Consider the following 19,837-nt stretch of genomic DNA (forward strand, 5'->3'; position numbering starts at 1 on the left):
GGGCACCTTCACATCGCTATACGTGGAGGAAGGGCACCTTCCAAACTTCACACCTGGCGTGGCCTGCGTGGACGCGGCCGTCCGCGGCCCGGGCACACCGCGGCCACGACCTCGGCATGCGAGAAGGCGCCCTCCCACCTGAGCGGGAAGGGCGCCTTCAGCAGCCATAGAGCTCAGCCGAGCAGGCCCGCCTCGCGGGCGGCCTTCAGCGACGGCTTCACCCGGTACGTCGGACCGACCAGTTCGGCCACCGCGTCCAGGGTCTTCAGGCCCTCGCCGGTGTTGTAGACGACCGTCTCCAGGTCCGGGTCGAGCCGGCCGGAGGCGACCAGCTTCGCGGTCACCGCGGTGGTCACCCCGCCCGCGGTCTCCGCGAAGACGCCGGTGGTACGCGCCAGCAGCCGGATCGCGTCCCGGATCTCGTCGTCGGAGGCGTAGTCCATCCAGCCGCCGGTGCGGCGCACCGCCTCCAGCGCGTACAGGCCGGCGGCCGGGTCGCCGATGTTCAGCGACTTCGCGATGCCGGTCGGCTTCACGGGGGTGATCACGTCGGTGCCCGCGTGCAGCGCGGTGGCGATCGGGTTGCAGCCCAGCGACTGCGCGCCGAACACCTTCCAGCCGCCCTCGGGCGCGACGGCCAGGCCGGAGGACACCAGCTCCTCGAACGCCTTGTCAATCTTGGTGAGCAGCTCGCCGGAGGCCATCGGGACGACCACCTGCGCAGGGATGCGCCAGCCGAGCTGCTCGGCCACCTCGTACCCCAGCGTCTTGGAACCCTCGGCGTAGAACGGGCGCACGTTCACGTTGACGAACGCGGTGTCCTCGAACTCGTCGGTCTCCACCAGTTCGGAGCACAGCCGGTTGACGTCGTCGTACGAGCCCTCGATGGCGACCAGGTCACCGCCGTACACCGCGGTGGTGATGATCTTGCCGGGCTCCAGGTCGTGCGGGATGAACACGATCGAGGGCACACCCGCGCGGGCGGCGTGCGCGGCGACCGAGTTCGCCAGGTTGCCGGTGGAGGCGCAGGCGTAGCGGGTGAACCCGAGTGCCTTCGCGGCGGTCAGCGCGACCGACACCACGCGGTCCTTGAACGAGTGCGTCGGGTTGGCCGAGTCGTCCTTCACCCACAGCGGTGCGCGCAGGCCGATCTCGGCGGCCAGCGCGTCGGCGCGTACCAGCGGGGTCAGACCCGGGTTGAGCGTCACCCGGTCGGCGGCGTGCTGGCCGACCGGCAGCAGGCCCGCGTACCGCCAGATGTTCTGCGGCCCCGCCTCGATCTGGGCGCGGGTCACCTTGGCCAGCGACTCCGCGTCGTACCAGACCTCGAGCGGGCCGAAACACTCGTAACAGGCGTGCTGGGCCGCGAGCGGGAAGCGGGCGCCACAGCCGCGGCACTCCAGGCCGCGCGCGGGGGAATCGACACCGAGGGGCGCGATGACGGCAGACGTCATGAGATGTTTCCTCTCATCTTCCCGGCGTCACCGATCTGGCCCGCCGGACGGAGTTGGCACCTGCCATCGATGGTGGTTGCCGGAGCGTCGTCGGGCCGTGTCCCTCAGCTCCTCTGGATGAGGGTATTCAGTTGTGCTTTGCAGTTAAGCAGAACCGAGATCGCCGTTTCCAGCGTTCCCAGCGGATGAGATGCACGCCTCACCCGCCACAGCGGCGAAAACCGGCGGGTCGCGACGGTGGGGAGACCGTCGCGACCCGTGGGCGTCAGGAAGGCGCCCTTGCTCCACGTATACCGATGAGCAGAGCCGCTGCCCGTCTCACTGCCGTGGGCCGATCATCCTTTCCTCAAGGCTTGAGGAGGTCGCGGATTGCTTTCGCGTCGGTGGTGGCGGCGCGCAGGTGGGTGCGCGCGGTGCGGGCGTCGGCGCGGGCGGCGGTGGTCCTGGCCTTGATGGCGGCGGCGTCGGGGCCGGGCTGGACGGCGAGCAGCTCGTCGGCGAGGCCGGACAGGGCCGATCCCATCGCGTCGAGCTCGGACTTCATGTGCGCCAGCTTGGCCTCGGCGTCGCCGACGTCCTTGCCGGCGGATCTGGCCGCCGCGACGGCCTGGGCGAGCTTGTCGTGCAGGGTGCGCAGCCGGGTCAGGGCCGCGGACTCCACATCTGCCGCCAGCGTCAGATGGACCTGGGGACGGACCAGCAGGTACACGCGGTAGTCCTCGACCATGCTGCGGGCGTCGGCGCGGACCGCCTCCGGCGTGGTCTCGGCGGCGACCTTGGCGCGCAGCTCGGTCAGGCCCGCGATGTCCGCATCGATGATCTTCTGCAGCGCCGTCTGGTGGGCGTCGGTCAGGCGCGCCGCGTTGCGGATCGCCACCCCCTCGGCGCGCAGCAGGGCGAGCCGGCCGTCGATGCGTACGGTGGTCAGCTTCTTGGCGTTGGCCAGGTTCGCGGCCTGGTCTGCCGCCTGCACGGCGACTCCGGCGACAGGGGTGACCGCCTGCGCCGGCATCCCGGTGGCGGCGGCGAGCGCGGTCGCGGTCAGTGTCATGGCGGCGAACAGCAGCCCACGGCGGATCAGCAGGTCAGTCTTCATCGTTCGGGCTCTCCTCTGCCTTCTTCAGCTGTCCGTCGAGTTCCGCCAGCAGCTTGTCGAGTTCCACGAGGTCCTTGTCGGCCTGGCTGACCGCGGCGGCCGCGTCCACGGGCGCGGTCGTCTTCGGCGCGGACGCGGGGGTGGTGGCGACGACGCCGCTCCCGGTGTCCGGCCCGGCCGGCGGCAGCGCGTCCCGGTTGCCGCCCCCACGGCACCCGCTCAGCGCGACCCCGAGGGCGACCGCTAGGGCCGTCATGGCGATGGCACGTCTCATGAACCGCACTCTGCCCACGCCATGTCAGACCGGAGCGCCCGCCATGTAAGCGCCACGTCAGGATCACCCCGGGCACCGGGCCGGACGCAGCTCCCGACACCCCGCCCGTAATAGACGTTGGCCTATCTGATCGAGTTTTCGAAGATCGAACTCGATCAGATAGGCCAACGTCTTTGCGAAGCGCCCCGAGCCGCGGCCCACGCCGCTCGCGCGGTCTGTCAGGAGACGACGTCCTTGCGGGAGAAACGGTAGAAGGCCAGGGCGCAGAAGGCGGTGAAGTAACAGACCGCCGAGATGGTGCCCTTGATGATGTCGTCGAACTGCATCGGCGTCGTGAGCAACCCCAGATAGGCCTGCGCGAAATGCGTCGGCAGGAAGTTGCGCAGCTCGCCCAGGGCGGTGATCTGGTCCAGGATCGAGGACACGATGTAGAGCAGCACCGCGCCGCCGACCGCGCCGAGCGGTGCGTCCGTGAGCACCGAGAGCAGGAAGGCCAGCCCGGCCACGACCAGCATGTTGATGCCCAGGAAGCCGGCGGTGGCCAGCAGGCGCAGCATGCCTTCCCCGGCGGGGATCTCCGCGGCGATACCCGACTGCAGCGGATGCCAGCCGTAGCGCAGCGTGCCCAGCAGCAGGGCCGTGCCGAGCAGGGTCAGGATCGCCAGCGCCGAGTAGCTGAGCGCGACCGCCAGCTTGATCCCGAGCAGGCGCGCCCGCGGCACCGGCACCGCCAGCAGGTAGCGCAGGCTGCCCCAGCTCGCCTCGGCGGCGACCGTGTCCCCGTGGAACAGCGCCACCACCACGACCAGCAGGAAACTGGCCGAGACGAACAGCGCGAACATGGCGAAGTTCAGCCCGCCGGAGATCGCCGCGTCGGACAGCTGGGAGAACTGGCCCCGGCCGGAGCGGCCGTCGTCGTCACTGCCGCCCAGCTCGAACGCGACCAGCAGGATGATCGGCAGCACCACCATGAAGCCCAGCGCAAGCTGGGTCCGCTTGCGCCGCCACTGCCGGGCGAACTCGGCGGCGTAGGTCAGCGTGCGGCCCGCGCGGTACCCCGCCGCCGCCCCGTCGCCCTGCGCTGCGCGTTCTGCTTTCAGCTCTACGCTCATCGGTCACCACTTCCCGCCGTCGAGTCGCCCACCAGGGCCAGGAACGCGTCCTCCAGGCGGCGCCGCGGCGTCACCCGGTCGATGCCGACGCCCGCCCGCACCAGCGCGGAGACCGCCTCGGTGCGGCTGACGTCGCCGAGGTCCACCACGAGCGTGCGCTCGCCGTCGACCGCGTACCCGGCGACGCCGTCGAGGCGGTCGAGGGTCTTGCTGGCCAGGTCGATGTCGGTCACGTCGAGCAGCGTCGTCGGGCTGTCTCCGACGATCTCGTCGACCCGGCCGGACGCCACCACCCGTCCCTTGTGCACCACGACCGCGTGGGTGCAGGTCTGCTCGACCTCGGCCAGCAGGTGGCTGGAGACCAGCACGGCCCGCCCGTCGGAGGCGTATCGCTGCAGCACCCGGCGCATCTCGGCGATCTGCGGCGGGTCGAGCCCGTCCGTCGGCTCGTCGAGCACCAGCAACTCCGGCATACCGAGCATGGCCTGGGCCACGGCCAGGCGCTGCTTCATACCGTGGCTGTAGTTCTTGACCTTGCGCTTGACGGCGTCGCCGAGGCCCGCGATGGCCAGCGCGTCGTCGAACCGGGCCTCCTCCCACGGCCGCCCGGTGGCCCGCCAGTACGCGGCGAGGTTCTGCTCACCGGACAGGTGCGGAAGGAAGCCGGGGCCCTCGACCAGCGCGCCGATCCGGGACAGCACCGGCGCGCCCGGGGCCAGCCGGTGCCCGAAGATGAGCACCTCACCGGCGGTGGCCTGGGTCAGCCCCATCAGCACGCGCAGGCTGGTGGTCTTGCCCGCGCCGTTCGGGCCGAGCAGGCCGACCACCTGGCCGCGCTCGACCGTGAAGTCGATGCTGTCCACGGCCACGAAGTCGCCGTACGTCTTGCGCAGGCCGCGCACCCACAGCGGGGTGTCGGCGTGCGCGGCGGAGACCGAGTGGTCCACCCGCCGGTGCCGCCGCCGGGCCACGAAGATCACGATCGCCAGCCCGACGGCCAGCAGCGCGAGCAGTCCGAGCAGCACGTACAGCCAGATCGCGTCGGCGGTGGCGATCGGGGTCCCGGGGACCGTGGGCAGGGTGACCGCCGCGCCGCCGTCGGCCGGGCCGACCGCCACCGTGTAGTCGACCGGGGCTACCGGGCCCAGGTAGGACTGGTCGGCGGTGGCGACGGTGACCCGCAGGCGGTGGCCGGCCTCGAACTCGCGCACGATGCCGGGCAGCGTCACCCGCACCGGGTGCGCCTGGTCGATGCTGGTCGGCAGGCCGGTCAGCCGCACCGGCGCGATCAGGCCCATGCTCAGCGCGGCCGAGCCGTTCGGGTCGACGTCGTACAGCTTGACGAACAGCACCGCCTCGCCCGTCGGCGACGCCGCCCGGATCAGCACGCTCGGCGTGCCGACCACGCTCACCGCCTGCTCCAGCGGCGCCGACTCGAAGCGCGCGTGCTGGCCGGGCAGGTCGCTGACGGCCCCGTTGACGAAGCTCGACAGCGCGCCCGAACCCGTGCCGGGCAGCGAGGACAGGGCGGCCGGGGTGCCGTTGGGCGGGTTGGCCACGGTACGCGGACCGCCGCTCACCGGCACCTGCACGGTGCCCTGCCCGGCCAGTCCCGGATAGTCGGTGACCTGGTATCCGGTCGCCATGGTGCCCCGGTCCACCGCGTCCAGCCCGGTGATCCGCGAGTACGTGAAACTGCCCGCCGGGGCCGCGCCGTTGCCCTTGAGGTAGTGGTCGAACCACTGCGCGGTCAGGTACTTGAGCCGGTCGGAGTCGGACTGCGGGCCGTCGCCGCCGTCGTGGCCGCCGCTGAACCAGGCGACCCGCACCGGCGTGCCGTTCGCGGCGATGCCGCGCGCGTTGGCGTCGGCCTCGCTCAGCGGGAACAGCGAGTCGGCCAGGCCCTGGATCAGCAGCGTGGGCGCCTTGATCTGGTTGAGCACCGAGGCCGGGCTGCGCTGCGCGAGCTGCTCTCGCGAGGCCGCGTCGAGCCGTCCGGCGGCCGCCACGCGCAGGTAGGTCTGGCAGATGTCGGCGGCCCAGCGCCCGCACTGCGGGTTGAGGTTCGCGGGCCCGGCCGCGCCGTCACCCGGCACCGCGCCGCCCGTGCCGCCCGCACCGTTCGCGCCGCCCGCACCGAGTGACTCCAGGTCCAGGCCGCCACCGCCGCCGCGTCCGCCGGACATGCCAGAGCTGAAGAAGACCCCGGCCCACGCCTGCTTGAACACGCCGTCGTCGGTGGTGTCCGCGGACTGCGCGAACAGCGAGTTGCCGAGGTCGTTCCACGTGATCATCGGGACGATCGCGTCGACCCGCTTGTCCTGCGCCGCGAGCAGCAGGGACAGCGCGCCGCCGTACGAGCCGCCGAGCACGCCGACCCGCGGGTCGCCCGAGGCGTCGAGCTGGATGTCGTCGCGCTTGGCGAGGTGGTCCAGCAGCCGCTGGGCGTCGCGGACCTCGTAGTCCGGGGAGTTCAGGTGGATCTGCCCGGTGCTCGCCCCGAAGCCCTGCGCGGTCCAGGTGAGCACCGCGTAGCCGAGCCCGGCCAGGTCCTGGGCGTCCGTCGCGACGCTCTCCTTCGTGCCGCCGAACCCGTGCGCCAGCAGCAGCGCCGGCGCCTTCTTCCCGGCGGACGCGCCGTCGGGCAGGTAGAGCCGGGTGTCGAGGGTGACATCGGAGTCGCCGAGCGGGCCGGTGCGTACCGCCACCCGCTCGTCCACCGTGCGGTAGCCGGGGTCCGCGGGCCACACCGCCCAGGCCGCCAGACCGGCGAGCAGCACCACGCCGACGCCTCCGGCGATCCACCGTCTATTGATCTTCGCCCGTACTCGGGCCGCGAGCGCGCGCATGACCGCCACAGTACGGCGCAGCACCGGTGGACCCATCGGGGACAACCCCCACGCAAGCTGAGAGTTCTTTCAGCCGGCGTGCGGGTGGCCTCCAGCTTTCAGCAGCCCTCGCCCTCGGTGTAGCGGAACTCCAGCGTCTCGGCGCTGCCCGCCTCGATGCCCTGGAGCACGCCCGCCTTGGTGAACCGGAAGAACAGCGTGTTCTTGCCGCTGTTGACCGACAGCGCCTTCTCGCCGTTCGGGCCGGGCAGCTCCTTGGCCCCGGCGTACATCGCCTTGACGTCGGCGAGCTTCGCGCCGACCTTCGCCCCGGCCGCGGTCTGGTGCGACTTGCCGTCCGTGCTGAACCACAGCAGTTCGCCGTTGTAGAAGACCACCGCCACGTCCGCGTACGCGCCGCTGCCGAACCCGGCGACCCAGCCGGGGCAGCCCGCCGCGCTCTGCTTCTTGGTGACCAGCTTGTCGGCGTCGGCCTTGGCCAGGGCCAGCCCGATCTTGTACGGCCCGTACCCGCCTGCGGTGATGAAGCCCTTGTCCACCTTCGGGCTGGCGCTCGGCGCGGGAGCCGCCGCACTGCTCGGCACGGCCGACGGGGAAAGCGAGGTGATGGCCGTGGGCGCGGCGGCGGGGGTGCCGCCGTCGTCGCAGGCGGCGGTGAGGCCCAGCACAGCCAAGGCCAGGAGCGGGAGACAACGGCGGAGGTTCGATCGCATGGCTGGCAGGGTCTCAGCGGTGGATCACGGAACGATCAAGAGATCGCGAAGATGACAGCCGCCCCCGAACTGCGGCACTCGGCGCCGCCGCCAGGGGTCAGCGGTGCTGCGGGCAGGGTTCAACGAGTGCCGCGGACAGTGCTCAACGGGTGCTGCGGGTGCGGGCCCGGCTGCCGCGCAGCCGCCGCAGCCGGCCGACGAGCACCGGGTCGTGCGCCAGCGCCGCCGGGTTGTCGAGCAGCGCGTTCAGCAGCTGGTAGTAACGCGTCGCGGAGACCTCGAACTGATCGCGGATCGCCTGCTCCTTGGCCCCGGCGTGCCGCCACCACTGCTGCTCGAAGGCGAGGATGTGCCGGTCCCGCTCGGACAGCGCCTCGTCCTCGGTGACCACGGCCGCCGCGGGCAGGTCGGAGTCGACCTCGTCGTCGCGCTCGGCGGACGGGACCAGGTCGAGCGGGGACGGCTCGCGCCGGGGAGCCGGGAGCAGGGGCAGTTCCTCCAGGTCGCTGCCGTCGGCACGCGGACGATGTCTGACCTGCTCCATTTTGTCCCCTCCCCATGGGCCACGTCCCACGAGTCTAGGTGCGCTGTCGTGATCAACGAAAGACCTGTGATCAGGGTTGCCGTGCCACAAAAGAGGCCGGGCGGCCCGGGTGTCCGTAGACCGGATACCCGGGCCGCCCGGCCCTATGCGTGCCTCAGCTGATGTCGCGACGACGCATCTGCCAGAAGGCGAGCACCAGCACCACCGCGACCAGACCCAGCGCCATCGAGCCGCTGTCCTGCCAGGTGATCAGCAGCTCCGGCGGGTTGCAGTTGCCCGCGTTGTCGCAGACGGTCTCCGGCGAACTCCAGTCCACCAGCTTCATCTCTTTGTTCATCCAGGCGAAGATGTGGATCGGCACCAGGTACTGCTCCCAGAACGGCACCCGGACCATCTGGAACAGGATGGTCAGGCCCACCTGCCCGACGATCACCACGGCCAGGGCCGCGCCCAGCGCGAGACCGGTGTGCCGCCCGATCGAGGCCAGCCCGAAGCCGAGCGCCCCGAACGCCAGGATCATGCCCAGCCCGCGCAACGCGGTCAGCCCGAACGACTGCCACACCCCCGGCGTCAGGCCCTCCGTGGTGCCGCGCAGCTCACCTGCCGCCCACAGGATGCCGGTCCAGACACCCAGCGCCAGGATGGACAGCGCGGCCACCGACAGCAGCATCACGCCCAGCTTGGTGCCGAGCACCTTCATCCGTTTCGGCTGCCAGGTCAGCAGGTTCATCATCGACCCGGAGGCCCACTCCGCCCCGACGAACGACGCCCCCAGCAGGAACGCCACCATCGCCATGATCGCGGCCCAGACCAGGAACAGCTCGCCGTACATCGACTTGAAGTCGAACGACGGCGGCATGAAGTCCTCGGCCCGGAAGTCGGACCGCTGCGGTCCGGTCCAGCCGTCCTCGGGACACTTCTCGCCGCACTCGCGCTTGTACTGCTCGTAGTAGCGAACCTGCTCCTGGTACATCGCCTCGGCCGCCACCTCGCCCCTGGCACGCGCCTCGGCGGTCGGCTTGGAGTGGAATGCGAACAGGATCGACGCGATCGTCACCAGCAGCAGGAGACCGATCGGGAACACCCAGCGGGTCAGCCGGCGCTTGAAGAAGCGCCGCCGCTCAGCACGCGCCAGACTCATGCCTTCTCCTCGCTGCGCTCGTCGGCGGCATCGCCGAGCCCGCTGATTCGCTCGCAAAGCTCGCTCATGCCCCCACCCCGTTCTGCGGCGTGAGCTCCGGCCGCACGCTCTGATCGACCGAGCGGACCTGGCCGGGCACCGGGGCGGTGCCGGTCAGCTCCAGGAACACGCTTTCGAGGTCCGCGGTCACCGGGGTGAGCTCGCTGACGTAGAGCTGGCGCTCGGCCAGCAGCCGCGCCACCAGCGCCGGCTTGTCCACCCCGGACAGGGTGAGGTGGTCGGTGTTCGCCTGCAGCTGGAACCCTGCCGCGATCAGCACCTGGGCCGCCGCGGACAGGTCCGCCGGCGTCTCCAGGGCGACCCGCACCTGGCCCGACGAGTGCGCCTGCAGCACCTCGGCGACCGGGCCCGCCGCGACCCGGCGGCCCAGCGAGATGATGGTGACGCTGTCGCAGATGAGCTGGATCTCGCCGAGGATGTGGCTGGACAGCACCACGGTCATGCCACCGGCCGACAGCGTGGCCATCATGTCGCGCATCTCGCGGATGCCGCCCGGGTCCAGGCCGTTGGCGGGCTCGTCGAGGATGAGCAGCTTCGGCTGCTTCAGCAGCGCCGACGCGACGGCCAGCCGCTGCTTCATGCCGAGCGAGTACGTCTTGACGCGCTCCTTGGCGCGCTCGCGCAGCCCGACCAGCTCCAGCGCCCAGTCGACGCGCTCCTTGGGCAGGCTGCCCGCGTCGGCCAGCAGGGAGAGGGTGTCGCGCGCGGTGAAGTGGGCGAAGAACTGCGGGCTCTCCACGATCGCGCCGACCTGGGCGACGACCTGCGGCAGGTGCCGCGGCAGCTCGTGACCGAGGATGCGCATCTCGCCACTGTCCGGCTTGATCAGGCCGAGCAGCGTACGCAGGGTGGTGGTCTTGCCGGAGCCGTTGGGCCCCAGGAAGCCGTGGACCTGTCCGGCCTCCACATACATCTCGAAGCCGTCCAGTGCCCGACGGGGGCCACCCCGGGCTCGGTACGTCTTACGCAGGCCTTGGATCTCCAAGACAGCGGTCACGGGCGACCTCCTAGGTATCAGTGACCCCCGCACCCTACGGGGTATGCACCCTGAGACGCAGCCCTGATCTTCCCGGTTTCTTCACAACCGCACCCCGTAGGGAAGCCCCTACGGAATGGGGTCAGGCGACGATGACGTTGAGGCCGGCCTCGCGGAACGCGGCGACCGCGGCGGGGTCGGCGTTGGAGTCGGTGACCAGGGTTTCTATGCGCTCGACGGGGCAGATCCGGGCGAACGCGTGACTGCCCAGCTTGGACGAGTCCGCGATGATCGCCACACGCTTGGCGCGGGCCACCATCAGCGAGTTCATCGCCGCCTCGCCTTCGTGGTGGGCGGCCGCGCCGAGCGTCACGTCGATCGCGTTGACGCCGAGCAGCACCAGGTCGAGGGTGACCTCGCGCAGGATGCCGCCGCCGAGCGGCCCGACCAGCTCGAACGACTGCGGGCGCACCACGCCGCCGGTCACCACGATCTTCATCCGGGAGCGGACCAGCAGCTCGTTGGCGATGTTGAGCGCGTTGGTGACCACGGTGAGCTGAGCGCCCTCGGAGACCGAGTTGAGCTCGGGGCGTACGGCCAGGGCGCGGGCCACCTCGGTGGTGGTGGTGCCGCCGTTGAGGCCGACCACCATGCCGGGCTGCACCAGCGCGGCCGCCGCGGTGCCGATGCGCTGCTTCTCGGCCGAGTGCTTGGCGGTCTTGTAGCGCAGCGGCAGGTCGTAGGAGACGCCGCTGGCGACCGCGCCGCCCCGGGTACGCGTGATCATCTGCTGCTGGGCGAGCTGGTCGAAGTCGCGGCGGATGGTGGCCTGGGAGACGTCCAGCCGCTCGGCGGCCTCCTCGACGCTCACCCGGCCGGATTCGGTCAGCAGTTCCAGCAGCGCGTTCCAGCGGGCGTACCGGTCCACCGAACCTCCGTTTGCGCGATTTCTGAGCGGATGCGTGCACACTAGTGCGCGAAACCCGCCCATGCAACGCGATGTGCTGCGCGTATGTGACTCTTGAGTTGCCATCGCCCCAGGCGTCACGCAGAATAGCGCGCGAAAACCCGTACTTTCGAGCCGTTACGCGCACGCCTGCTTGGAGGAGCCCACCTCATGACGTACGTCGCCGAAGAGATCAACAGCCAGCCTGACCTCTGGCGACGGGCGGCGGCCCAGGCCGCCGAGGTGACCGGAGCGCTGCCCCGCCCCGGCGAGCGCGTCGCCGTCGTCGGCTGCGGCACCTCCTGGTTCATGGCCATGGCGTACGCCGCGCTGCGCGAGGCCGCCGGCCAGGGCGAGACCGACGCCTTCGCGGGCAGCGAGTTCCCGGCAACTCGTTTGGCCGGGAACCGGAATGGCAGTCCCGTCGAGCGGCCCTATGACCGGATCATCGCGATCACCCGGTCCGGCACCACCACCGAGGTCCTCGACATCCTGCGCAAGGCCGGTGACCGGAGCACGGTGCTGGTCGGCGACGTGGACACCCCGGCGGTGACGCTGGCCCGCGACGTGATCGCGCTGCCCTGGGCCGACGAGCGGTCCGTGGTACAGACCCGCTTCGCCACCAGCGCGCTCATCCTGCTGCGCGCCTCGCTCGGCGAGGACCTGGCCCAGGCCGCCGACGACGCGCAGCGCGCGCTCGACCTGCCGCTGCCGCTCGACCCGGCGACGATCGAGCAGGTCACCTTCGTGGGCCGGGGCTGGACCAACGGCCTGGCCCAGGAGGCCGCGCTGAAGTGCCGCGAGGCGGCGACGTTCTGGACCGAGGCGTACCCGGCGATGGACTTCCGGCACGGCCCCATCTCGATCAGCACCACCGGCCGCGCCGTGTGGGCCTTCGGCGAGGTCCCGCCGGGCCTGCGCGAGGACGTCGAGGCGACCGGCGCGACCTTCGTGCACGACCCGTCGCTCGACCCGCTGGCCCACCTGGTAGTCGCGCAGCGTTTCGCCGTGGCGCTGGCCGGGCACAAGGGCCTGAACCCCGACACCCCGCGCCACCTGACCCGCTCGGTAGTGCTGTCATGAGTCAGCCGAACCCGATCGGCACCGGCCCGGAGGAAACAGCATGACTGCCCACCAGCCCGATGATGTCGTCGTCTCCATCGACGTCGGCGGCACCGGTATGAAGTGCGCCCTGGTCGACGTCGCCCACCGGGTACGCCACACCGAGCGCCACGCCACCGGCCGCGAGCGCGGGCCGCAGGCGGTGCTCGGCACCATCCTCGACGTCGCCGCGGGACTGGCCGCGACCGCCGCCCAGCGCGGCTGGCGGCCGGTCGGGGCGGGCGTGGTCGTGCCGGGCATCGTCGACGAGGCCAACGGCATCGCGACGTACTCGTCGAACATCGGCTTCCGGGACGTGCCGCTGCGCCACGCGGTCGGCGAGCGCACCGGCCTGCCCACCGCGGTCGGCCACGACGTGCGGGCCAGCGGCCTGGCCGAGGCCCGGCTCGGCGCGGGCCGCGGGCGCAGGCACGTGCTGGTGATGCCCATCGGCACCGGCATCGCCGCCGCCCACGTCGTCGACGGCACGGTCATGACGGGCGCGCACGGCGCGGCCGGGGAGATCGGCCACATCGTGGTACGCCCCGGCGGCCCGCTCTGCGGCTGCGGCCAGCGCGGCTGCCTGGAGGCGGTGGCCTCGGCCAGCGCCGTCGAGCGCCGCTACGCCGAACTCGCGGGCAGCCCCGCCACCGCGGCGCAGGTCGCCGGGCGGCTGGGCGCCGACAGGCACGCCGACCAGGTGTGGGCGGAGACCGTCGACGCGCTCGCCGACGGTCTGCTCACCGGCCAGGCGCTGTACGACCCGGAACTCGTCGTCATCGGCGGCGGCCTGGCCGAGTCCGGCGAGGCCCTGCTCGCCCCGCTGCGCGACGCGCTGGGCAAGAAGGTCACCTTCCACCGCGTACCGGAGATCGTGCGCGCCGAACTGGGCGACGAGTCCGGCAGCCTCGGGGCTGCCCTGATCGCCCTGGACCTGATCGAGCGCAGCGAGGAGCAGGCATGAGCGAGCGAGTCAGCGGACGGATCGTCACCCCCGACGGCGTCGTCCTGGGTTCCCTCCAGGTGGACGGCGACCGTATCGCGGCAATCGAGCCCGGCACGGCGGCTGCGGACCGGTGGATCCTGCCCGGGTTCGTGGACATCCACACCCACGGCGGCGGTGGTTTCACCTTCACCACCGGCGACGCCGCGGCGGCCCGTGAGGCGGCCGCGTTCCACCTGCGCCACGGTTCGACCACGCTGCTGGCGAGCCTGGTCTCGTCGCCGTTCGAGCTGATGCGCGACGCGGTGCTGGCGTACGCGCCGCTGGTCGCCGAGGGCGTGCTGGCCGGGGTGCACTTCGAGGGGCCGTACCTGTCGCACGCGCGCTGCGGCGCGCAGAACCCGGAGTTCCTGCGCGACCCGTCGCTCGACGAGCTGACCGAGATCATCAAGATCGCCGACGGCACGCTGCGCATGGTCACCATCGCGCCGGAGCGGGCCGGTGCGCTGGACGCGATCCGGCTGCTGGCCGAGCACGGCGTGGTCGCCGCGGTCGGGCACACCGACGGGACGTACGCCGAGGTCATGGCCGCGGTCGAGGCCGGTGCGACGGTCGGCACGCACCTGTTCAACGGCATGCGCCCGGTGCACCACCGCGAGCCGGGCCCGATCGTGGCGCTGCTGGACTCCCCCGCCGTCGTCTGCGAGCTGGTCGCCGACGGCGTGCACCTGCACGACGGCACGCTGGCCTTCGCGGCGCACAGCGCGGGCAGCGCGCGGGCCGCGCTGATCACCGACGCGATGGCCGCTGCCGGTATGCCCGACGGCGAGTACGACCTGGGCGGCCTGGCCGTCACCGTCGCCGACCGGGTGGCCCGGCTGGCCCGCGACGGCAGCATCGCCGGCAGCACGTTGACCATGGACGCCGCGGCGCGCCAGGCGCTCGGCGCGGGCCTGTCCATCACGGACGTGGCGGCGATGGCGGCGACCACCCCCGCCCGCGCGATCGGCCTGTCCGCCGAGCTGGGCGCGCTGCGCCCCGGCCTGCGCGCCGACCTGGTCGAACTGGACGCCGACATGCACGTCGTACGCGTCATGAAGTCGGGAGAGTGGATCTGATGGCCCTGGTGTCCACCGGCAAGCTGGTCGCCGAGGCGGCCGCGGCCGGGACCGGCGTCGCCGCGTTCAACGTCATCACCCTGGAGCACGCCGAGGCGATCACCGCCGGGGCGGCCGCCGCGGGCCGGCCGGTCATCCTGCAGATCAGCGAGAACGCGGTGAAGTTCCACGGCGGACGGCTCGGCCCGGTCACCGCCGCCGCCCGCGCCGTCGCCGAGCTGGCCGCGGTGGACGTGGCGCTGCACCTGGACCACGTGGAGTCGGCGGCGCTGCTGCACCAGGCCCCCGAACACGGCTTCTCGTCGGTCATGTTCGACGCCTCGACCCTGCCGTACGGCCAGAACGTGGCCGCGACCAGGGCCGCGGCGCAGTTCTGCCACGGGCACGGGCTGTGGCTGGAGAGCGAGCTGGGCACCGTCGGCGGCAAGGACGGCGCACCGCCGCTGGGCGCGCACGCTCCCGGCGCGCGCACCGACCCGGCCGAGGCGGCCGCCTACGTCGCCGAGACCGGCGTCGACGCGCTCGCCGTCGCGGTCGGCTCGTCGCACGCGATGACCAGCCGCGACGCCGCCCTCGACCACGACCTGATCGCCGCCCTGAAGCAGGCCGTCACGGTCCCCCTGGTGCTGCACGGCTCGTCCGGTGTCGGCGACGCCGAGCTGCGCCGCGCCGTCCGCGGCGGCCTCGTCAAAATCAACATCGGCACGGCGCTGAACATCGCCGCCACCACCGCGGTCCGCGAGGTGCTGTCCGCCGACCCGAAACTCGTGGACCCGCGCAAATACCTGCGCCCGGCCCGCGATGCCATGTCCGCGACGGTCCAGCACTTCCTCACCCTGCTCTGACCCACCACCAAGACGATCTTGCGCGGACGGTGGGGATGACACACTCAGACCGGACCGATCGGCAACAGTTCGCGCAAGATCGTCGCGCGGGGCTGGTCGCGCAGCGCGTGCGTGACGAGCGGCTCGACCGGGCCGGGGTGACCATGCTGCTGGTGCGCGACGACCTGATGGACCCGGAGCTGCCCGGCAACAAGTGGCGCAAGCTCAAGTACAACCTGGTGGCGGCGCGGGAGCAGGGGTACGGCACGCTGCTGACCTTCGGTGGGGCGTACTCCAACCATCTGCGGGCCGTCGCGGCCGCGGGACGCCGCCACGGGTTGCGGACCGTGGGCATCGTGCGCGGCGAGCAGCACCTGCCGCTCAACCCGTCCCTGGCGTACGCCGCCGCCCAGGGCATGACCCTGTCCTACCTCGACCGGGAGACCTACCGCCGCAAGCACACCGACCCCGTGCTCGCCGAACTGAAGCAGGTCTGGGGCGATTGCTACGTGATCCCGGAAGGCGGCAGCAACGCGCTCGCGGTGCGCGGCTGCGCGGAACTGCCCGCCGAGATCGACGCCGAGTTCGACGTGCTCTGCTGCCCGGTCGGCACCGGCGGCACCCTGGCCGGCCTCGCGGGCGGCCTGACCGGCGACCGTCGTGCGCTCGGGGTCGCCGTGCTCAAGGGCGCGGGTTTCCTCACCGACGAGGTGACCGAGCTGCAGCGCCAGGCGTTCGGCGCACCGACCGCCAACTGGCGGATCGACCTGGACCACCACTTCGGCGGGTATGCGAAACGCACCGCGGAACTCGACGCTTTCGTCGCCGACTTCCACCGCCGCCACAGCCTGGCCCTGGATCCGGTCTACACCGGCAAGATGCTCGCCGCCCTCTTCGACCTGGCCGCACGAGGCGAGTTCGCGCCGGGCACCCGCCTCGCCGCGGTCATCACCGGAGTGGCGCCGGCGCTCTGAGCGTCAGCCCTTGCGGCGGCCGACGGCGTAGGCAAGCACGCCGGCGGCGAGCATCCCCGCACCGGCCAGCACCGTCGGCTCGGGCAGGGTCATCGCGAGCACGACGCAGCCGATCAGCCCCAGCGCCGCCGTCGCCCGCAGGTGCTTCGGCCCGCCGAGCGTCCACGCGGCCGCGTTGGTGATCGCGTAGTAGGTCAGCACCGCGACGCTGGAGAACCCGATCGCGCCGCGCACGTCCGCGGCCAGCACCACCACGATGATCACCGCGGCGACGGCCAGCTCGGCGAGCCACGGGGTCGCGTAGCGGCCGTGCACCGCGGACAGTCGCCGCGGCAGGTCACTGCGCCGCGCCATGGCCAGGATCGTCCGGCCTACCCCGGCCAGCAGGCTGAGCAGCACCCCGCACACCGCGACGCCCGCACCGACCCGCACGACCGGCACCAGGCCGGACACGCCGGCCGCGGCGACCACGTCGGCCAGCGGCGCGGTGGACCTGGCCAGCGCCGGCATGCCGAGCACCGACAGGCAGACCAGCGCGACCACGAGATACACGGCCAGCACCACGCCCAGGGCCACCGGCACGGCCCGTGGAATGGTCCGGGCCGGGTCGCGGACCTCCTCGCCCAGCGTGGCGATCCGGGCGTACCCGGCGAACGCGAAGAACAGCAGCCCCGCCGCACTGAACGGCCCCGCCGGCCCGGCCGCCCCGGCCTCCGGCGCACCGCCGCCCCACAGCCCGACCGCCACAGCCGTGACCAGCACCAGCAGCGTGATCGCGACAAGGATCCGGGTCGCGGCGGCCGTCTTCGTGACGCCCCGAATGTTGATCAGAGTCAGCACCACGACCGCGGCGACCGCGACCGGCCGCGCGTACGCCGGCCACAGGTAGTACCCGATGGTCAGCGCCATCGCCGCGCAGCTCGCCGTCTTGCCGATGACGAACGCCCAGCCCGCCAGGAACCCGGTGAACGCGCCGAGCTGCTCGCGCCCGTACACGTAGGTGCCGCCGGACTCGGGATACCGGGCGGCCAGCCGCGCCGAACCGGTCGCGTTGCACCCCGCCACCACCGCTGCGATCAGCAGCGCCGTCAGCAGCGCCCCGCTCGTGCCCGCGGCGGCCGCAGCCGGCCCCCACACCACGAACACGCCCGCGCCGAGCATCGCCCCCAGCCCGATGACGACGGCGTCGCCGAACCCCAGCCGCCGCACCAACATCGAGTTCACGCCCGCAGGCTAGCCCGCCCCCATTGAAGAAAGGAAGGGCACCTTCTTAACGCTATGTGTATAGGAGGGGCGCCTTCTCAACCCTCACCCCGCGAACCGCGAGGTCAGCGCGTCCTCCGCTGCGGCGGGCGCCGGCCGGTCAGCCGTCCCCTGTCAAGATCGCTGTTTCGTGTCGAAATCCAGCGCTCGACCGCAGTTTTCGACACGAAACAGCGATCTTGACGGCAGCCAGCGCACGGCAGCGCGGCGCACGGCAGCGCGGCGCACGGCAGCGCGGCGGCGCACGGCCCGCGCGGACCCGGGTCAGCGGGTGGGCGGCAGGATCGCGTCCCAGTCGATCCGGTGGATGATCCGGTCCAGGAGCAGGCCCAGGGCCAGCGCGGCGAGGCCGTCGGTGACCCAGTGGTGCGACAGGTACGTCGTCGTGCACAGCACGATCACCGGCGGCGCGACCCGCATCCAGCGCACCAGCGTCGGCGGCAGCCGCCACAGCCGCGAGGCCAGGATGACGATCACGCCCCACCACACGATCGCGTTGACCACGTGCCCGGACGGATACGAGTTCGAGTACGCCACCGCCAGCGGGTTGAACAGCTCCACCGCGTTCGGCAGGGCGCTGCTCGGCGCGTCCCGGTGCGTCCACAGCTTCAGCGGCCCGATCGTGAGGTACGTCAGCACGAACCCGGTCAACCCGGGCAGCAGCACCCGCAGGTCCCTGGTTCGCACGAGCAGCGTCACCGTCAGCCCGCCCGTGATGATCCACATCACCAGCCAGCCCTGCCCGAGGAAGTTCAGCACCCGCGCGACGACATGCGCCCAGCCCGGCTGGTGGCTCTGCACCCAGTCGCGTACGCCCAGGTCCAGCCCTTCGGTCGCACCGCGCGCCGCCAGTGCCGTGATCAGCACCAGCACCGCCACCAGGGCGACGTCCCACCACCAGCTGTCGAACCGGCTCAACCGCCGCGTCGGAATCCGCACCGGCCCACTATGCCTGACCGGCCCCGCGACCTGGCACACCTGCACCGGCCCCGCACGACCCCGCACATCTCCGCCACGTCACGGCGCGAGGGTTAAGAAGGGCACCTTCTTATACGCATAGCGATAAGAAGGTGCCCTTCCTTCGGGTCTTGCCGGAGCGGAGCTCAGCTCAGAGCAGTTCGGCGAGCTTCTTGCCGATCAGTTCCATGCGTACGCCCGAGTTCGGGCACCCGCCGAAGTGGTGCAGCGCGATGACCTTGTCCGTACGCCGGGACAGCACCGGTGAGCCGGACGAGCCGCCCTCGGTGTCGCAGTAGTAGGAGACGTCGGTGTCCTTGGCGTACCCGTCGTAGTCGCTGTCCTCCACCGCGCAGTTGCCGGCCCGGTCCCGGTCACTGGCGATCGCCACCATCGCCGGCGCGCCGGCCGGGTGCTGCGGGATGTACAGCTCCTCGCCCTTCTCCGGGCGACGCAGGTCCAACTCCAGGTAGCCGAACTTCTCCACCAGCGGGAAGTCGGTCACCGAGAACAGGCTGAAGTCCAGCGTGCGGTCCGTGGCGATCAGCTCGCTCAGCCACACCTTGGTCGGCCGGAACACGTCGTACCCGCCGCACTCGGCGCACTGGTAGTTGAACCACACCTCGACGTCGCTGGTCTCGCTCTTGTCGGCGACGCAGTGGTTGTTGGTCAGCAGCAGGTTGCGCGGCCCGACCCGCCAGGCGGTGCACAGCTCGACGCCGCCGATGAGCATCCGGGCCACGGCCTTGGCGCGCCGGTAGACCACCGGCTCCGTGGTGCGGTAGCAGACCGCGTCGGCCTTCTGGTCGGAGCCGCAGATGGTCTCCTCCCGGCCGGTGCGTGCGGCTTCCCGCTTGGCCCGCTGGTACGACTCCGAGGCTGCGGCCCGCTCCGGCTCGGTGTGCCCACGGCTCACCTTGTCGATCACGACGCCGAGCCGGGCCACCGTGCCGCCCAGCCCGAGCAGGTCCAGGTTCGAGCTGTGCAGCTCGACCAGCGCGGTGTCCCCGGTGACCGACATGGCCCAGCGGCCCGCGCTGCCGAGCACCGAGCCGACCGCGTCGCCGTCGATGCGGTGCACCTCGGCGCGCTTCGGGTCGCTGACCGTCAGGTAGTCGCCGGGCAGCAGCAGCAACTGCGAGAAGTGCACCTTCACGTACTCGGCACCGGGGTAACGCAGCGTGGCGCTGCGGTCCGCGTCGAGGTAGCCGAGCACCGCGTGCGTGGACTCGACCCGTCCCGCCTCGGCCCGGCCGGTCTGCTGCGGCACCGCGTCCTGGCCGCCCCTCCTGGTGACCGGAGCGCCGGCCCCGGCAGCCGCCGGCGGTACGGCCACCGGCTCGGCGGACTGCACCGCCGTGATCATCGATCGGGCGTCATCCGGCCCTGCGGCGGGCGGGGATCCTTCACCGAGCACCGCGGCGCCCGCTGCCGAGGTGAGCGCCAACACGGCAGAGATTCCCATCACCAGCGCGACCGTACGGCGCATGCG

At 72.0% G+C, this 19,837-nt stretch carries 18 protein-coding genes and 1 riboswitch; of the genes, 5 read left to right on the plus strand and 13 right to left on the minus strand.

Annotated elements, in window-relative coordinates; translation table 11 throughout:
• Window positions 1-173: 173 nt before the first annotated feature.
• The 10 genes from thrC to F6W97_RS38680 form a co-directional block, all read right to left on the minus strand.
• Complete coding sequence (gene thrC, locus F6W97_RS38635) at window positions 174-1,454, minus strand: threonine synthase (protein WP_155375555.1); 1,281 nt, start codon at window positions 1,452-1,454, stop codon at window positions 174-176.
• 10 nt (window positions 1,455-1,464) lie between these two features.
• Window positions 1,465-1,578: riboswitch (SAM riboswitch) on the minus strand.
• Between the two features lie 222 nt (window positions 1,579-1,800).
• A complete protein-coding gene (locus tag F6W97_RS38640) occupies window positions 1,801-2,550 on the minus strand; it encodes a hypothetical protein (protein ID WP_155375556.1) in 750 nt (249 codons plus the stop codon).
• On the minus strand, window positions 2,540-2,824 hold the full coding sequence (locus tag F6W97_RS38645; protein WP_155375557.1) for a hypothetical protein: 285 nt from the start codon (window positions 2,822-2,824) through the stop codon (window positions 2,540-2,542). Before F6W97_RS38645 ends, F6W97_RS38640 begins: the two co-directional genes overlap by 11 nt.
• Window positions 2,825-3,042: 218 nt before the next feature.
• Entirely contained in the window at window positions 3,043-3,936 is an 894-nt protein-coding gene (locus tag F6W97_RS38650) for an ABC transporter permease (RefSeq protein WP_155375558.1), read from the minus strand.
• Complete coding sequence (locus F6W97_RS38655; protein ID WP_155375559.1) at window positions 3,933-6,785, minus strand: alpha/beta fold hydrolase; 2,853 nt, start codon at window positions 6,783-6,785, stop codon at window positions 3,933-3,935. The genes F6W97_RS38650 and F6W97_RS38655 overlap by 4 nt, the downstream gene beginning before the upstream one ends.
• A 98-nt stretch (window positions 6,786-6,883) precedes the next feature.
• Complete coding sequence (locus tag F6W97_RS38660; protein ID WP_155375560.1) at window positions 6,884-7,459, minus strand: hypothetical protein; 576 nt, start codon at window positions 7,457-7,459, stop codon at window positions 6,884-6,886.
• Between the two features lie 181 nt (window positions 7,460-7,640).
• Window positions 7,641-8,042, minus strand: coding sequence for a DUF3263 domain-containing protein (locus tag F6W97_RS38665; RefSeq protein ID WP_155375561.1), 402 nt, complete (start codon window positions 8,040-8,042; stop codon window positions 7,641-7,643).
• Window positions 8,043-8,196: 154 nt separating this feature from the next.
• Window positions 8,197-9,183 (minus strand): ABC transporter permease subunit, encoded by a 987-nt coding sequence (locus F6W97_RS38670; RefSeq protein WP_155375562.1) that lies wholly within the window; start codon window positions 9,181-9,183, stop codon window positions 8,197-8,199.
• A 64-nt stretch (window positions 9,184-9,247) separates the two neighbouring features.
• On the minus strand, window positions 9,248-10,240 hold the full coding sequence (locus F6W97_RS38675; RefSeq protein ID WP_155375563.1) for an ABC transporter ATP-binding protein: 993 nt from the start codon (window positions 10,238-10,240) through the stop codon (window positions 9,248-9,250).
• A 121-nt stretch (window positions 10,241-10,361) separates the two neighbouring features.
• A complete protein-coding gene (locus F6W97_RS38680) occupies window positions 10,362-11,147 on the minus strand; it encodes a DeoR/GlpR family DNA-binding transcription regulator (RefSeq protein ID WP_155375564.1) in 786 nt (261 codons plus the stop codon).
• 189 nt (window positions 11,148-11,336) lie between these two features.
• Between F6W97_RS38680 and F6W97_RS38685 the strand changes: the two genes are divergently transcribed.
• The 5 genes from F6W97_RS38685 to F6W97_RS38705 all read left to right on the plus strand — a co-directional run bounded on the left by F6W97_RS38685 (window position 11,337) and on the right by F6W97_RS38705 (window position 16,125).
• The gene (locus F6W97_RS38685) at window positions 11,337-12,248 is read left to right on the plus strand and encodes an SIS domain-containing protein (RefSeq protein WP_155375565.1); all 912 of its coding nucleotides are present in this window, start codon (window positions 11,337-11,339) and stop codon (window positions 12,246-12,248) included.
• A 40-nt stretch (window positions 12,249-12,288) separates the two neighbouring features.
• On the plus strand, window positions 12,289-13,230 hold the full coding sequence (locus F6W97_RS38690; protein WP_155375566.1) for an ROK family protein: 942 nt from the start codon (window positions 12,289-12,291) through the stop codon (window positions 13,228-13,230).
• Window positions 13,227-14,327 (plus strand): N-acetylglucosamine-6-phosphate deacetylase, encoded by a 1,101-nt coding sequence (gene nagA / locus F6W97_RS38695; RefSeq protein WP_155375567.1) that lies wholly within the window; start codon window positions 13,227-13,229, stop codon window positions 14,325-14,327. Before F6W97_RS38690 ends, nagA begins: the two co-directional genes overlap by 4 nt.
• Window positions 14,327-15,172 (plus strand): class II fructose-bisphosphate aldolase, encoded by an 846-nt coding sequence (locus tag F6W97_RS38700; RefSeq protein WP_155375568.1) that lies wholly within the window; start codon window positions 14,327-14,329, stop codon window positions 15,170-15,172. Before nagA ends, F6W97_RS38700 begins: the two co-directional genes overlap by 1 nt.
• 107 nt (window positions 15,173-15,279) lie before the next feature.
• Entirely contained in the window at window positions 15,280-16,125 is an 846-nt protein-coding gene (locus F6W97_RS38705) for a 1-aminocyclopropane-1-carboxylate deaminase/D-cysteine desulfhydrase (RefSeq protein ID WP_230687333.1), read from the plus strand.
• Between the two features lie 3 nt (window positions 16,126-16,128).
• Here F6W97_RS38705 and F6W97_RS38710 read toward each other — a convergent pair whose 3' ends face one another.
• The 3 genes from F6W97_RS38710 to F6W97_RS38720 form a co-directional block, all read right to left on the minus strand.
• Complete coding sequence (locus F6W97_RS38710; protein ID WP_155375585.1) at window positions 16,129-17,340, minus strand: APC family permease; 1,212 nt, start codon at window positions 17,338-17,340, stop codon at window positions 16,129-16,131.
• Between the two features lie 312 nt (window positions 17,341-17,652).
• Window positions 17,653-18,327: a phosphatase PAP2 family protein gene (locus tag F6W97_RS38715; protein ID WP_155375570.1), complete on the minus strand. Its 675-nt coding sequence runs from the start codon at window positions 18,325-18,327 to the stop codon at window positions 17,653-17,655.
• A gap of 169 nt (window positions 18,328-18,496) precedes the next feature.
• Complete coding sequence (locus F6W97_RS38720) at window positions 18,497-19,810, minus strand: trypsin-like serine peptidase (RefSeq protein ID WP_230687335.1); 1,314 nt, start codon at window positions 19,808-19,810, stop codon at window positions 18,497-18,499.
• Between the last annotated feature and the right edge of the window lie 27 nt (window positions 19,811-19,837).

The sequence above is a fragment of the Catellatospora vulcania genome (genome assembly GCF_009720385.1).
Lineage (GTDB): Bacteria > Actinomycetota > Actinomycetes > Mycobacteriales > Micromonosporaceae > Catellatospora > Catellatospora vulcania.

Coding starts and splice junctions, on each gene's coding strand:
- F6W97_RS38685 (WP_155375565.1), top strand. CDS start 11,337: ATGACGTACGTCGCCGAAGAGATCAACAGCCAGCCTGACCTCTGGCGA.
- F6W97_RS38700 (WP_155375568.1), top strand. CDS start 14,327: ATGGCCCTGGTGTCCACCGGCAAGCTGGTCGCCGAGGCGGCCGCGGCC.
- F6W97_RS38640 (WP_155375556.1), bottom strand. CDS start 2,550: ATGAAGACTGACCTGCTGATCCGCCGTGGGCTGCTGTTCGCCGCCATG.
- F6W97_RS38670 (WP_155375562.1), bottom strand. CDS start 9,183: ATGAGTCTGGCGCGTGCTGAGCGGCGGCGCTTCTTCAAGCGCCGGCTG.
- F6W97_RS38720 (WP_230687335.1), bottom strand. CDS start 19,810: ATGGGAATCTCTGCCGTGTTGGCGCTCACCTCGGCAGCGGGCGCCGCG.
- thrC (WP_155375555.1), bottom strand. CDS start 1,454: ATGACGTCTGCCGTCATCGCGCCCCTCGGTGTCGATTCCCCCGCGCGC.
- F6W97_RS38645 (WP_155375557.1), bottom strand. CDS start 2,824: ATGAGACGTGCCATCGCCATGACGGCCCTAGCGGTCGCCCTCGGGGTC.
- F6W97_RS38665 (WP_155375561.1), bottom strand. CDS start 8,042: ATGGAGCAGGTCAGACATCGTCCGCGTGCCGACGGCAGCGACCTGGAG.
- nagA (WP_155375567.1), top strand. CDS start 13,227: ATGAGCGAGCGAGTCAGCGGACGGATCGTCACCCCCGACGGCGTCGTC.
- F6W97_RS38690 (WP_155375566.1), top strand. CDS start 12,289: ATGACTGCCCACCAGCCCGATGATGTCGTCGTCTCCATCGACGTCGGC.
- F6W97_RS38710 (WP_155375585.1), bottom strand. CDS start 17,340: ATGTTGGTGCGGCGGCTGGGGTTCGGCGACGCCGTCGTCATCGGGCTG.
- F6W97_RS38655 (WP_155375559.1), bottom strand. CDS start 6,785: ATGCGCGCGCTCGCGGCCCGAGTACGGGCGAAGATCAATAGACGGTGG.
- F6W97_RS38650 (WP_155375558.1), bottom strand. CDS start 3,936: ATGAGCGTAGAGCTGAAAGCAGAACGCGCAGCGCAGGGCGACGGGGCG.